Raw genomic sequence first — 14,272 nt, 5'->3', positions numbered from 1 at the left:
TAATGGGTTAGATCAAAGCGTTACGACTAAGCGGGTACTAGATTGACCACTTGCCCAATACTTACGCTCAAAGGGCGTAATGGCCTCATCACTTTCGTAGGCTTCCACTTCAACATCAACACCGCTAAGCGTCAAAGCTCTGGCAAACTCTTTTACATAGATATCCCAATTACTGCGCAGCTCCAACTTACCGCCTAGCTTGACGATAAAGGGAAACACCGCGCTACCATGCCAGCGTCTTTGAATATGTTTAGCTTTCGGCCACGGATTAGGATACAGCAAATAATGGTGAGTTGGCTGCCAATTGGCTTCCAGCGCTAATCGCCAAAAGTCATTGAGATCGGCTTGCACCAAAATATATTGGCCTTGCTCTGTTTGTTTATATTCAACATCGTGTTTATCTAGTCGATGTGCAGACTTGTCGATGCCAATTACCAACGCATCAGGGTGTCGCTTCGCCAAATTTGCAGTACTTTCACCAACACCACAACATGAGTCCAAAATAATCGGTCCATTAAAGGCCTGTACTCGTGCATTAACCTCATCGAAAGCACTTTGTGTATGTGCCGCAATGGGTTTTTTAAACTCAGCGGTTAGATGCTTAGTAACGATTTCATCGAGCTTTTCGTGTAGCCCTTGTTGATTAGTGGTAATACTACGAGAGTTTGCTTCTGTCATAACCAGTCATTATTAAGGAGGAATGGTAAGGATTTTACCTGAAATAACGCAAGAGCGCTGCAATTGATGGCAGCGCTCATTCTTTATCCTGCGATTAGTGTCTTAGTCCAACACCGCGTTTAATTAAGTGCAGTGACAACCAAAATAGACCACATATAAATACACCTAATACCGTAAAGGCGACGCCAATATCAACGTCCGAAACACCTAAAAAGCCAAAACGGAAGGCATTTACCATATAAATGATTGGATTTACCTGCGACACACCCTGCCAAAACTCTGGTAGTAATGTGATTGAGTAAAATACGCCACCTAGATAAGTCAGAGGTGTCAGCACAAAAGTCGGAATAATACTAATATCGTCGAAACTGTTGGCAAACACCGCATTGATCAAACCACCTAATGCAAACACGGCTGACGTTAAAATAACCGTAATAACGATAACCGCTAGGTTGTGAATTTGAATATCCACAAAAAACAGACTGACGATAGTAACAATAAGCCCAACCAGCATGCCTCGCGCCATACCACCGCCCATATAGCCAAGTACAATAATATAGTTAGGCACAGGTGCAACGAGTAGTTCTTCAATACTCTTTTGAAACTTGGTGGAATAAAAACTCGAGGCTACATTAGAGTAGGAGTTGGTGATCACCGACATCATGATTAAGCCAGGTACAATAAACTCCATGTAGCTAAAGCCACCCATATCACCAATGCGCGAGCCGATTAAACTGCCAAATATCACAAAATAAAGTGTCATGGTGATCGCTGGCGGTACTAAGGTTTGCACCCAAATACGTAAAAACCGAATACACTCTTTTATCCAAATACTTTTTAACGCGACGCCATATTTCAACACAATTATGCCCCTCTCCCCTGCTCTAGTAAGCCAACAAACAACTCTTCCAAACGGTTAGCTTTGTTACGCATACTTAATACTTGATTACCTTGCTCTGTGAGTTGTGTGAATACCCCATTGAGCCCTTGCGACTTAGCTACTTCTACCTCAATAGTATGGTCATCGACGGTGGTAAATTGGTAACCATCGAGTGCCACAGGCTGCATGGGTGGCTTAAGATCAAGTACAAACGTTTCTTTGTCTAACTTTGCGAGTAATGCCTTGATGGTCGTGTGCTCAACAATCGTACCTTTATCAATAATCGCAATATTACGGCACAACAGCTCTGCCTCTTCTAAGTAATGTGTTGTGAGTATAATCGTTACGCCTTGCTTGTTAATTTCACGCAAAAAATCCCACATAGAACGGCGTAGTTCAATGTCCACACCAGCCGTAGGTTCATCCAATATAAGAAGCTTAGGCTCATGCATCAATGCTCTTGCAATCATCAAGCGCCGTTTCATACCGCCGGATAACGTGCGAGCTTGCTTGTCTTTTTTATCAAATAGTCCAAGCTGCTTGAGATACTTCTCGGCTCGCTGATGGGCAACGTCTCTTGGCACACCATAATAGCCCGCCTGAGTCACTAGAATTTGGTTTAGCGTCTCGAATTGGCTAAAATTGAACTCCTGTGGTACTAAACCTAAGTTCGATTTAGCGTCTTCCAAATGAGTATCAATACTATGGCCAAAAACTTCTACACTGCCTTGGGTTTTATTTACGAGTGAGGCAATAACCCCTATCGTGGTAGATTTACCCGCTCCGTTTGGACCAAGCAATGCGAAGAAGTCCCCTTCTTGAACTTCGAGATCAATGCCTTTAACCGCTTCGACGCCGTTACTATAAACTTTCTTTAACCCTTTGATATTCAGTGCTATTGTCATATTTTATTATTCTCCATAACCCCAGCGCTTAGCTAAGGTATGCTCGATGTGTAGATGATCTAAAATACGGGCCACCATAAAGTCGACCAAATCGTCGATACTTTGTGGCTGATGATAAAAACCAGGCGCTGCCGGCATGATAGTCACCCCCAAGCGGCTCAGCTTGAGCATGTTTTCAAGATGAATTGGACTAAAGGGTGTCTCGCGCGGCACTAATATTAATTGACCACGCTCTTTGATCACCACATCTGCCGCACGCTCAAGCAAATTATCAGATGCCCCAAGTGCAATAGCTGACACGCTTCCCGCGCTACACGGACACACCACCATCTGCTTGGGTGCCGCCGAGCCAGATGCTACAGGGCTAAACCAGTTATCTTTACCAAATACCTGAATTTGCTTATCTTTAGCACAGAAAAGTGCCTCTAGTTGCTCCGTTGCTTTTTGTTCATTACCAGAGAGTTTTAGATTGGACTCAGTATCCAGCACCACTCTGGCTGCGCTCGAGATTAGCACGTAAACTTGATAGTTTAACGACACCAATACCTCGAGTAATCTCAGTCCGTAGGGGGCGCCCGACGCACCACTAAAGGCCAGCGTAATTGGCCCATTAAATGTTTGTTCTGACATAGTGATTACTTTTTCAATGCAGTTAAAAGTTTGTCGTGGATGCCACCAAAACCACCATTACTCATGATCAGTACATGTTGGTTTGGTGCTTGATTTGTCACAACCTGTGTGACAATCTCATCTACGCTTGCAAAACACTGACGACCCGCGGCTTCGGCTTGTGCTTTAAGAGACCAAGATAGGCCATCTGGTTCGAATAGATACACTTCATCTGCCACATCAAGGGATTTCAATAAGGTTTCCTGATGAATGCCAAGTTTCATCGTATTTGAGCGAGGCTCTAAAATAGCAATGATAGGTGCATCTCCAACTTTGGCTCTAAGCCCTGCTAGGGTCGTTGCTATTGCGGTGGGGTGATGCGCGAAGTCATCATAGACAGTGACGCCATTGACCTCCCCTTTAATTTCCATACGGCGTTTGGGAGAAATAAATTGCCCTAGCGCTTCGATACTTACCTCGATTGGAATGCCCACATGCCTTGCCGCTGCAATCGCCATCATGGCATTTTTGACATTATGCACACCAATCGCCTGCCAATTTACTTCGCCTTTTTCTTCGCCCTCAAATAATACCGTAAAGCGAGAGCCGTCAGCCTTGAGCAGGTTATACGACCATTCTTTACCAAGGGATTCCTGCTCGCTCCAAAAACCACGTTCAATGACGTTTTGTAGCGCAGTATCATCCGCTGGATATACGGCTTTACCTTGGCTGGGTAGCGTGCGAATTAAATGATGAAACTGGGTTTGAATGGCATTTAAATCTGGAAAAATATCAGCGTGATCATATTCAAGATTGTTGAGTATTAACGTGCGAGGTAAGTAATGGACAAACTTACTGCGTTTATCGAAAAACGCCGTATCGTATTCGTCGGCTTCGATAACAAAGAATGGCGTATCTGACGTGCGCGCCGACACACCAAAGTTTTGCACAATGCCACCGATCAAAAAACCTGGGCGTAATCCTGCGTATTCGAGTAACCACGCTAACATACTTGCAGTGGTCGTTTTGCCATGCGTACCGGCCACAGCTAACACCCATGACTGGCGTAAAACATGGTCTTTTAACCATTCAGGGCCCGAGGTATAACGCATACCTTTTTCTAAAACATATTCAACGCACGGATTACCACGGCTCATGGCATTGCCGATGATCACCACATCAGGCTCAACATCGATGAGTTGCTTAGGATCGTACCCTTGAGTTAATTCAATACCGAGTGATTCAAGTTGTGTACTCATCGGCGGGTAAACATTGAGATCTGAACCTGTGACTTTGTGCCCCAATGATTGAGCGATGGCTGCGATCCCGCCCATAAAGGTACCGCAAATCCCTAAAATATGTACGTGCATGATGTTAGCGTTCTTTATTATTTCATTGCCAATTAGATTAACATACTCAGCTTATTGGTGGATGACTTTATTGTTGAATCTCATGCACCAGTATTATTCTTTATTTTAAAGTGGCTAGTATGAGCACGTGCTCAAGGTTGTGTCGTGCTTAAAGATGTGTCGCGCTAAAGCACGACCTACGGTTGGTGGTGCGTGCCGTATAAAAGGAAGCGTTGTGGTAAAGGTTTGTCGCGCTAAAGCGCGACCTACGATACGGTAGCGGCCGACCACACGCCTTTTTCAATGCCTTGTTGTACCATCAAAGTCAGCGCTTTTTCTATCGCTTGGGTTACACAAATGTGCATTGGCTCATTATCGCTAAAACCCGCTTCGGCTTCAGCCAAACGTTTATAACTTACATAGCGGAAAAACCCTGCCCGAACCTCCATGGATAGCACCTTTTTGCTACTCGCGACGGAGAGCAACACTTGCCCGGTACGAACATCAACTGCGCGCATATAAATGGAGATAACATCCTCACGGTAAAGCTCAGATGCACCTATGCCAAAATACTCCATCCCCAAACCACCTGTACGGATATTAGAGTCATAGCTGATGATCCCGCCTTCTAAAATGATCTTTGCAGTCATTAAAGGTGGCAAAGCGTTTGTGTCATTATCATCACTTGCTGCACGAATAATTTTGCGCTCAGTCAGCAAGTTTTGCAGTCCTTCACGTTCTACCGGAATAAACCAATCCGTTTCGTGTAATGCCTGCATTAAAATAGAGTTAGCGCCTTGAGTCACCGCTGTTGAAAATGAACTGACATTATCTTGTGGTTTGTATTGCCCTGTTTGGTCGCGAAATGAATAAACAGAGACAGGAATTCGCCCTTTAGGTGTAGGTAAATTTTTTAGTTCTGCAAAGGTTTCGGTGTCGGTCAACTCAATTGCTATACTTTGCGAGGGAGGCAACACGCGGGACATACTAGAACAACCGCCAAGCAGTAATAAAAATACCAATAAAATTACGCGGAGCATTTAATATCCTCCACCAGCAGATGAGGCAAATCTGGGGACCTCTAGAATGGTTTCTTCACCCGATGCTGTATTCGTGATCCTAACCGTGATGGTGTCGGGTGTACTGGTGATCACTTGAATTTGATAGTCACCACTCATAAATGTCGCGTCTTGGTTAAAGATACTGTCTTGAATATCTTCACCAAACGCAACATCCGTGATTTCTCTTACCAAACGGTTAAGATACGTACGCTCGAGTGATTCTTGAAACTTTTCGTCATAGGTTTTTTCTATGATTGGTGCTCTATGTTTATTTTGAGATTGTGCTTTACTCAGTAACATATTGGCATTTAACGGATTACCACCAAATGCAGGGTTAATTGGCTTATATACAAGCTCAGTCGCTGTCACATGAGCACTACCAAGTAGTATTAAACCAGCGAACATGATTGTTGTTTTTATTGTTGTCATTTTACCACCCGCTCGCAGCTAGATCTTCAGAGCCATTCTGTTGATATTGTTCTCTCGCCATCGCATCCATAATGGTGAAAATAGCAGTTTCAACTCGTTCATCAACGGAGCCGCCCCTTCTTCCCATTGCTGTTGCGTACACTGCGCGACTGTTCATTAATACTTCTAACCGAGTGCCTGCTCTTGGCAAAACCGTTTCTTTAACCGTGATATTAATTCCAGAGGTGTTAGGAACATCTCTCCACAGCTGTGAAAATTGAAAGTAAAACTGGTGACCAAATCGGCTAATACTCTGATCCATCACTAAACCATCAATTTCTACATCTTCTTGTGCACTCAGTGAAAATGTAGAAACGAGCATAGCGCTCAAGAGTGTTATTATTCTTATCATTATTTGTTTACTCACGGCGTAGAATGTCTTTGCTGACGAGATTCACATTGATGTTTTGGTTAGCTGAATAGTACAAAATATGGGGGCTGGTTTTGCCCCCTATCTAAATTACTTAGTTATTGCTGAGTGATAGTCGCAACGTTGTTGTCACCAACCTGAGTTACGGTAATGTTTTGACCACTACCTGTAATTCCACCTTGGACTAAGTTGCCGTCACCAATTTGGCTTACTGTAAATGCATTATCATCGCCATTGATGATGAATGCCTCAGAACCCATACCCATCACAAAGTTGTTACTACCATTTTGTGTGATGTCTAGCATATTGCGACTACCTTCGAGCATCAGATCAATCGCGTTGAACTCGCCAGACTGCGCAATATCTACTTGGTTTGAGCTACTATCAAATACGCTGCTCATTGTCACAACAACACCATTGCCCGTACCACTTTGAGAAATATCAACAGCGTTATCATTACTTGCCAGGCTAACGTCTGGATAAGATGACTGCACCACCGCCTCGTTTTCATCACCCGTTTGGGTAACATCTACATCATTATCACTACCGTTGAAGTTCGCAATGTGTGCGATGTTCGCATCACCTACTTGAGTTGCTGAGAATTCATTGTTCTCGCCAGCAACACCAAGATACATCTCGTTACCATTACCGATTTGCATCGCAGTAAATTCGTTATTATCACCAATCACGTCTGCTTGGACTTTGTTCTCGTCGCCACGTTGTTCAGTCATCACTTCATTGTCGTTACCAACTAATAAATCTGACGCGAAAGTGTTAGTTGAACCTTCCTGATCGATATTAAGCTCGTTATTATCTCCAGTAATTTCAAATACGTTAACCGTATTGCTATCACCTTCCGATTGCTCGATCTCAACTTGGTTGTCATCACCAATCACAGTCTCTACAGAGATAACATTGAAGTTGCCGCTTTGGCTCGATTCAATTTCGTTTTCATTACCTTGTAGACTAACTACTTTATATTGGTTGTACACACCATCTTGATCTAAGGTGATTTGGTTCATGTCACCTTGTACTGACTCAAGTGTCGCTTCGTTCCACGTCCCTGTTTGTGTCGCTGTAACTTCGTTTTGGCTACCTTGCATATTTAGGTTGTAGAACCATTGGCCGCCAGAACCTTGAGATACTGTAATAGTATTTTGATCGCCATTAATCACATTGATGGCTTCGTTGTTAATCCCAAGGATCCCGCTACCTGATTGCTGAATGTCAATCGCGTTATCATCACCAGTAACCTCAGTTAATGCGCCGTTAGATTCACCATCTTGGCTATATACTTGGTTATTGTTATTTCCGGTGGTCGTAATAATAGCGACGTTACCAGTACCATTCTGATCGGCCTCAGTAATATTGTTGTCGCCAATCGTAGTCACATCTGTCAGGTTAGAAGTACCCAGTTGCACCGAAGCTAGCTCGTTGCCACCTTGGCTACCTGACGTTTGTGAAAGTTTGAGTTCGTTACTTGTTCCACTTGCACGCTCCACTTGTGAAAGTGCAGAAGTTGAAAGTGGTTTATTATCTGATTTTGCCTCAGCATGTGCTGTAACTGAATGTGTTAGCGCAAGCGCGATAGCGCAACTTACGATTGATTTTGAAAACTTCACACTGTTCTCCTTAGAGATTTATTATATTATTTTTCAATTAAGTGATCGGTGCAGGCATTGAGTTGTTGCCGAACTCAGCCAACTGCAACTTTTCACTTAACTAACGTCCTGTTATGACTCATTACTCCTGAGTCGCTCCCACCTGTGCCAGTTACCAGAGTGTTACATTTTTAGTGAAAAACATAATCTATATCAAAGTCAGCAAATTCATATGTTGAAATAATATATTTTATTACGTCTTGTCACCTTTAACTCTAAGATGGGAACAACTGAAGATAAATAAGAAGATTTTATGAAAAAAATACTTCATTATTTTCAATAAAGTACAAGGATAAACTCACACAAAATTACGAATAAAATATGGAGGTACAAAAAAAGTATGACTAAAGTTCAATCGTCCCCATATCCACCCACCCCATAAAAAAGAACCAAATAATCTATTCCAAAAATTAAAAATCAGTAAAAAAAACTGATTTTATTGGTTAACTCTTTTTTTACATTGCACTGCTCAATATCTGGGTCTAGGTTTTAAGACGTTGCCAAAAAGACCACAGCCACTACCAGAAAAACTACCAACTCAAAAATTGTGTATTGATGGATACGCTTGAAATTAAAAAGGTTATTAATATGAGATCTAAACTTTCTGCATTGTCTTTGGCTTTGCTTCCTGTACTTGCTTTCACTTCTCAAGCAGCTGTTCAAATCGAAACTACAACAGCAACCGCAGATGACAGCATCTTAGTTGTGTTTAAAGAAAACACTTCTGCTGCACTTCGTGCCAATGCAAGAAACCTTGTAAAAGCCAAGATGGCGGATTTGAACGCTGATGGCGTAGACGACAAATATCGCCATGTTTTAAAAGGTCGCCTAGCAAACTTTAAACTAGATAGCATCACAGCAAAGCAAGCAATTGAAAAACTAGCTAACCACCCGGCCATTGAATATGTCGAACCTGACTATCAAGTAAAAGCACTTGGAATTCCTGACGATAGTCGCTTTGATGAGCTTTGGGGTATGCATAACACAGGTCAAACTGGTGGTACCGCTGATGCCGATATTGATGCCCCTGAAGCATGGGATATCACTATTGGTTCACGTGATGTTATCGTCGGTGTGATCGATACGGGTATTGATTATACTCACCCAGATCTCGCGGCAAATGCATGGCGCAATCCAGGAGAGATCGCTGGAGATGGCATTGATAATGATGATAATGGCTATATTGATGACGTTCACGGTATTAACGCAATCACAGGTAGCGGCGACCCGATGGACGACCAAGGTCACGGTACACACGTTTCAGGTACTATCGGTGCCTCAGGCAACGACGCAACGGGCGTTGCTGGTGTGAACCATGAGGTCTCAATCGTGGGCTGTAAATTCCTAGATGCATCAGGCTCAGGCTCAACTTCAGATGCGATTGAATGTATTGACTATATCGTAGCGCTTAAAAATGCCGGTCACAACGTTCGCGTTACTAATAACAGTTGGGGCGGCGGCGGCTTTAGCCAAGCACTCTCTGATGCGATCACTGCAAGTGAAAATGCGGACATCTTATTTGTGGCAGCAGCCGGTAACAGTGCGGTAGATAACGATGTAAACCCTCACTATCCTTCAAGCTATGAGCACGACAGCGTATTCTCTATTGCTAGTACAACCCACACTGACGCGATGTCTTCATTTTCACAATGGGGTCTAACGTCTGTAGACATGGGTGCGCCAGGTAGCGCAATTTTATCTACCGTTCCGGGTGGTGGTTACTCAAGCTACTCAGGTACTTCGATGGCGACGCCTCACGTTGCAGGTGCAGCGGCCCTAGTACTTTCTATCAACCCGACACTCACTGCTATTGAGCTTAAAAACCTACTAATGCAAAGTGGTGATGTTAATGCAGATCTTACAGATAAAACTGTGTCTGGTAAGCGCTTAAATGTGAATCAAGCTGTAATTGATGCAGATCCAGAGCCAGGCTTTAGAGTATCAGCTCGTCCAGCTAATCAAGAAATCACAGCGGGCGATACTGCAACATACGAATTTACTTTTGCTTCAGTCGCTGACTGGCAGGGTACTATTGATTTGTCTGTTACTTCACCAATTGCAGGTGCAACGCTGTCTGCGACTACCGCAATGCCAGGCGATACAGTAACACTTTCTGTACCAACTGTAGCCTCAACTCAGTGGGGTGAGTATAGCTTCACGCTAAACGCAACATCTGGCGAGCTTGCGGATCATGAGCAAGTAGGACTGTATGTATTACCTCAAGGGTTAAGCGATTTCAGTTATGAAAATACTACCGCAGTAGACATTCCAGATAACGATGCTTCAGGTATTACTTCTGTGATCACTGTGGCTGACACCGTTACCGTATTTGATAGCAATACCTTAGTGGATATTACACACACCTACATCGGCGACTTAATTGTTACGCTTACTTCTCCTGCTGGAACCGTGGCAACATTGCATAACCGTCAAGGTGGCAGTGCAGATGACATTAACCAAACCTTTAACTCTGCGGCATTTAATGGCGAAGTTGCAACAGGTGATTGGACATTGTCTGTCTCAGATAATGCAGGTATCGATACTGGTACATTGAACAGTTGGACTCTAAACCTAACAGGTCTAGGCGAAGCATCACCTCAACCTCCTGTTGCGGGCTTTAGCTTTGTTGCTTCAGGTCTTGCCGTGACATTCACTGATGAAAGCCGCGATCCGAATGATGATATCGTTAGCTGGGCATGGGACTTTGGTGATGGCAGCATCAGTACTGACGCAAACCCAATTCATGAATTTGCAGCATCTGGTGAGTACAGCGTTTCTCTATCGGTGACTGATAGTGAAGGCAACAGCCACACAACCACTCAGTCTGTTGCGGTTAGCACTGATGAGGTTGAGCTATCACTGGTTCGCGCTAATAAGTCTCGCTTAGGCTTTATCCGCGTAGAGCTTTCATGGCAAGGCAGCAGTGCTGATGAAGTAACGATTTACCGTGATGGTCAAGTACTTGAAACGGTTGCAAACACTGGTAAATTCAGAGACTTCTCACGTGATTTAGAAGCCACCAGCTACACATATAAAGTGTGTCAATCTGGTGAAATCTGCTCAAACGAAATCACAGTTAACTTTTAATTATTCCATATCTAAACGTTAATTTAAGCCCCGAAAGGGGCTTTTTTATTACGACTATCCAATTTAAATTTAACGTACGGCCTAAAATAACCGAATAAAATAGATATGATATTTAACCCTATAAGTACAGATTGCGATAAAAAACAGTTGTAATACAAGCTAACATCGCTTTAATGAGATCACTACGCTACGCCTTCACATTCAACCCACATTCCTGCCGTAAAGTCGAACTTAATAAAAAATTAAGCCTAATTTTGTGTTTCACTAGATAGAGCCACTAATGTGTAAGATGAAATCAGTTTGGCTTCTTATGTACAGTAACTCTCAATTGAAATATGGAAAAGCGTAGAAAGATCAAAGCTGTAATCTCTAAAATCAGTGCTCATTCAGCTCTCGTCGTGCATGATGTTTTTATTCGCCTAATAGCTTGAACAAAGAGCTCCAAAATAGCGAAAAAGCGAAGCAACGGCATAAAATGAAGTATTAGAGTATAGTCCTAAATACTATTGAAGAAATTGCAACTTAATCTGGTTTGCAACTTTTGTATGAAGCGCTACAATGCAGGGTGAAAATTGGAAACCAGTCAAAATATGGACTTTTTATGAAAGCAGTTATTCCTGTCGCGGGCCTTGGTACTCGCATGCTCCCAATGACCAAAGCCATTCCTAAAGAAATGTTGCCTTTGGTAGATAAGCCACTGATTCAATATATTGTCAAAGAATGTGTTGCTGCGGGTATTAAAGAAATTGTATTAGTGACTCATTCATCAAAAAATGCAATTGAAAACCATTTTGATACCAGCTTTGAATTGGAAGCAACGCTCGAAAAACGTGTTAAGCGTAAACTTTTACAAGAAGTACGCTCGATTTGCCCTGAAGATGTTACGATTATGCATGTTCGTCAGGGTGAAGCCAAAGGTCTTGGACATGCAGTTTTGTGCGCACAACCTATTGTTGGGGATAATGATTTTGTTGTTGTACTGCCCGATGTCATTTTGGATGAATACACAGCCGATCAGGGAAATGAAAATTTAGCTGCAATGCTATCTCGTTTCAACCAAACGAAAGCTAGCCAAATTATGTTAGAGCCTGTACCACAGCAGGATGTCTGCAAGTATGGTATTGCTGATATCAACGGTGTGCCGCTACGTCCAGGTGAAAGTAGTGCAATAAAGCATATGGTAGAAAAGCCAGCCATAGAAGAAGCTCCTTCTAATCTAGCAGTTGTTGGTCGCTATGTGCTTTCTAAAAATATTTGGCCACTACTAAGAAAAACGCCAATCGGTGCTGGTGGAGAAATCCAGCTAACCGATGCTATCGATATGCTGATGGAACAGGAAACCGTTGAGGCTTTTCATATGAGCGGTCGTTCGCACGATTGTGGCGACAAGCTTGGTTACCTTAAAGCCATCGTTGAATATGCTATTCGTGATGAGCAATTAGGTGAAGAGTTTTCGCAATTTTTGAAACGCTTTCATCAATTAAGCCTAGCTTCTTAATTTGTCGCGGGATAAACCCGCTGCTACAGGTTTTTGTACATACGTAGCAGCGACTTTAAGTCGCGATTGCTTTTACGCCTTGACGTCGTGACACCTTTAACGATTTTATGTCGCACATCAATCCTAGTCGCGGGGTAAACCCGCTGCTACAGATTTGTGTACATACGTAGCAGCGACTTTAAGTCGCGATTGCTTTTACGCCTTGACGTCGTGACACCTTTAACGATTTTATGTCGCACATCAATCCTAGTCGCGGGGTAAACCCGCTGCTACAGATTTGTGTACATTCGTAGCAGCGACTTTAGGTCGCGATTGCTTTTACGCCTTTACGTTGCGGCACCTTTAACGATTTTATGTCGCACATCAATCCTAGTCGCGGGGTAAACCCGCTGCTACAGATTTGTGTACATTCGTAGCAGCGACTTTAGGTCGCTACTGTTTCACGCCTTGACGTCGCAAATCCTTTAACGATTTTATGTCGAAATTGCCAACCTTGGTCGCGGGATAAACCCGCTGCTACAGGTTTTTGTACATACGTAGCAGCGACTTTAAGTCGCGATTGCTTTTACGCCTTGACGTCGTGACACCTTTAACGATTTTATGTCGCACATCAATCCTAGTCGCGGGGTAAACCCGCTGCTACAGATTTGTGTACATTCGTAGCAGCGACTTTAGGTCGCGATTGCTTTTACGCCTTTACGTTGCGGCACCTTTAACGATTTTATGTCGCACATCAATCCTAGTCGCGGGGTAAACCCGCTGCTACAGATTTGTGTACATTCGTAGCAGCGACTTTAGGTCGCTACTGTTTCACGCCTTCACATCGCGGCATCTTTAACGATTTTATGTCGCACATCAATCCTAGTCGCGGGGTAAACCCGATGCTACAGGTTTGTGTACATTCGTAGCAGCGACTTTAGGTCGCGACCTTTTTACTTTGGGTCGTGATTGTTTAACTGTAATCACCTTAATAAATCACACCCAAATACAAAACCAATATGGATATTCACCAACCCGCGTAACAAGCTTAGCCCTAATTGGATTCTGAATTATATACCTTACTTGTTCTTTTAAGTCGTCTTCACTTCGAATTAAATGTTCATAATAACCTTTTTGCCATAAGCCAAATACTCCGAAAGAACGTAAACTGGTTGCTATGCGACCTTTTATCGCTCGAATAGAATCTGGTAACTTTAAAGAACCATTTAATTGAATGATTAAGTGAAGATGATCCGGCATTAATACGAAAGCTATGACTTTAAAAAGCTGCCCCAGCTCACAAGCCATGATCGTCTTAGCGGCCTCGGCACAAATCGGAAAGGAGTTAAAGTACGATTTTCTATCTTTGCACGTTAAGGTAATTGCATAGAAATGATTTACGAGTGAGACCCGCTTATTCCTCAAGTTTTGACTTTTGTACATGTTATATCCTTATAACCCTGCATACTTAAAGAATAGAGCAGATTTGAAAGAGAGCAAACTTGAAAAGTATATTGGAATCAACTTTGGCCGCGGGATCCCCCCAGATACAAGTTTGCGTACATTCGTAGCAGCGACTTTACGTCGCGACTGTTTCACACTTTCACATCGCGGCACCTTTAATGATTTTATGTCGTAACATCTATCCTAGTCGCGGGGTAAACCCGTTACTACAGATTTATTCACATTCGTAGCAGCGACTTTACGTCGCGATTGTTTCACGCCTT

At 43.1% G+C, this 14,272-nt stretch carries 12 protein-coding genes; 2 read left to right on the top strand and 10 right to left on the bottom strand.

Translation table 11 applies throughout. The features are described 5' to 3' along the window. Nucleotides 1–12: 12 nt before the first annotated feature. The 9 genes from GSF04_RS07970 to GSF04_RS07930 form a co-directional block, all read right to left on the bottom strand. Entirely contained in the window at nucleotides 13–678 is a 666-nt protein-coding gene (locus tag GSF04_RS07970; protein ID WP_211859217.1) for an SAM-dependent methyltransferase, read from the bottom strand. Between the two features lie 94 nt (nucleotides 679–772). Beyond that, on the bottom strand, nucleotides 773–1,540 hold the full coding sequence (locus tag GSF04_RS07965; protein ID WP_010605731.1) for an ABC transporter permease: 768 nt from the start codon (nucleotides 1,538–1,540) through the stop codon (nucleotides 773–775). A 2-nt stretch (nucleotides 1,541–1,542) separates the two neighbouring features. Beyond that, nucleotides 1,543–2,463: an ABC transporter ATP-binding protein gene (locus GSF04_RS07960; RefSeq protein WP_010605732.1), complete on the bottom strand. Its 921-nt coding sequence runs from the start codon at nucleotides 2,461–2,463 to the stop codon at nucleotides 1,543–1,545. Nucleotides 2,464–2,469: 6 nt separating this feature from the next. After that, nucleotides 2,470–3,093: a flavin prenyltransferase UbiX gene (locus GSF04_RS07955; RefSeq protein ID WP_039494285.1), complete on the bottom strand. Its 624-nt coding sequence runs from the start codon at nucleotides 3,091–3,093 to the stop codon at nucleotides 2,470–2,472. A 5-nt stretch (nucleotides 3,094–3,098) separates the two neighbouring features. Continuing rightward, nucleotides 3,099–4,442 (bottom strand): UDP-N-acetylmuramate:L-alanyl-gamma-D-glutamyl-meso-diaminopimelate ligase, encoded by a 1,344-nt coding sequence (mpl, locus tag GSF04_RS07950; protein ID WP_211859216.1) that lies wholly within the window; start codon nucleotides 4,440–4,442, stop codon nucleotides 3,099–3,101. 245 nt (nucleotides 4,443–4,687) lie between these two features. Beyond that, nucleotides 4,688–5,461, bottom strand: coding sequence for a CsgG/HfaB family protein (locus GSF04_RS07945; protein WP_211859215.1), 774 nt, complete (start codon nucleotides 5,459–5,461; stop codon nucleotides 4,688–4,690). Beyond that, nucleotides 5,462–5,911, bottom strand: coding sequence for a curli assembly protein CsgF (locus GSF04_RS07940; protein ID WP_010368509.1), 450 nt, complete (start codon nucleotides 5,909–5,911; stop codon nucleotides 5,462–5,464). It abuts the gene before it with no gap. A 1-nt stretch (nucleotide 5,912) separates the two neighbouring features. After that, complete coding sequence (locus GSF04_RS07935; protein ID WP_010368511.1) at nucleotides 5,913–6,302, bottom strand: CsgE family curli-type amyloid fiber assembly protein; 390 nt, start codon at nucleotides 6,300–6,302, stop codon at nucleotides 5,913–5,915. 116 nt (nucleotides 6,303–6,418) lie between these two features. After that, nucleotides 6,419–7,942, bottom strand: coding sequence for a curlin (locus GSF04_RS07930; protein WP_211859214.1), 1,524 nt, complete (start codon nucleotides 7,940–7,942; stop codon nucleotides 6,419–6,421). A 627-nt stretch (nucleotides 7,943–8,569) separates the two neighbouring features. Here GSF04_RS07930 and GSF04_RS07925 point away from each other — a divergent pair. Next, on the top strand, nucleotides 8,570–11,068 hold the full coding sequence (locus GSF04_RS07925) for a S8 family serine peptidase (RefSeq protein ID WP_349251738.1): 2,499 nt from the start codon (nucleotides 8,570–8,572) through the stop codon (nucleotides 11,066–11,068). A gap of 601 nt (nucleotides 11,069–11,669) precedes the next feature. Next, nucleotides 11,670–12,566 carry a UTP--glucose-1-phosphate uridylyltransferase GalU gene (gene galU, locus GSF04_RS07920; protein WP_211859212.1) on the top strand — a complete coding sequence of 299 codons (897 nt, stop codon included), beginning with the start codon at nucleotides 11,670–11,672 and terminating at the stop codon, nucleotides 12,564–12,566. A gap of 975 nt (nucleotides 12,567–13,541) precedes the next feature. On the opposite strand, the gene GSF04_RS07915 is transcribed toward galU, so the two are convergent. Next, the gene (locus GSF04_RS07915; RefSeq protein WP_211859211.1) at nucleotides 13,542–13,988 is read right to left on the bottom strand and encodes a transposase; all 447 of its coding nucleotides are present in this window, start codon (nucleotides 13,986–13,988) and stop codon (nucleotides 13,542–13,544) included. Nucleotides 13,989–14,272 lie beyond the last annotated feature (284 nt).

This window comes from Pseudoalteromonas sp. A22 (genome assembly GCF_018141345.1).
GTDB lineage: Bacteria > Pseudomonadota > Gammaproteobacteria > Enterobacterales > Alteromonadaceae > Pseudoalteromonas > Pseudoalteromonas maricaloris.
The sequence above is the reverse complement of the archived record's forward strand: the minus strand, read 5'-3'. Positions and strand labels throughout refer to the sequence as shown.

Excerpts from the sequence above, each read along its gene's own strand:
- GSF04_RS07970 (WP_211859217.1), bottom strand. The coding sequence starts at position 678 with ATGACAGAAGCAAACTCTCGTAGTATTACCACTAATCAACAAGGGCTA.
- GSF04_RS07960 (WP_010605732.1), bottom strand. The coding sequence starts at position 2,463 with ATGACAATAGCACTGAATATCAAAGGGTTAAAGAAAGTTTATAGTAAC.
- GSF04_RS07955 (WP_039494285.1), bottom strand. The coding sequence starts at position 3,093 with ATGTCAGAACAAACATTTAATGGGCCAATTACGCTGGCCTTTAGTGGT.
- mpl (WP_211859216.1), bottom strand. The coding sequence starts at position 4,442 with ATGCACGTACATATTTTAGGGATTTGCGGTACCTTTATGGGCGGGATC.
- GSF04_RS07945 (WP_211859215.1), bottom strand. The coding sequence starts at position 5,461 with ATGCTCCGCGTAATTTTATTGGTATTTTTATTACTGCTTGGCGGTTGT.
- GSF04_RS07940 (WP_010368509.1), bottom strand. The coding sequence starts at position 5,911 with ATGACAACAATAAAAACAACAATCATGTTCGCTGGTTTAATACTACTT.
- GSF04_RS07935 (WP_010368511.1), bottom strand. The coding sequence starts at position 6,302 with ATGATAAGAATAATAACACTCTTGAGCGCTATGCTCGTTTCTACATTT.
- GSF04_RS07925 (WP_349251738.1), top strand. The coding sequence starts at position 8,570 with ATGAGATCTAAACTTTCTGCATTGTCTTTGGCTTTGCTTCCTGTACTT.
- galU (WP_211859212.1), top strand. The coding sequence starts at position 11,670 with ATGAAAGCAGTTATTCCTGTCGCGGGCCTTGGTACTCGCATGCTCCCA.
- GSF04_RS07915 (WP_211859211.1), bottom strand. The coding sequence starts at position 13,988 with ATGTACAAAAGTCAAAACTTGAGGAATAAGCGGGTCTCACTCGTAAAT.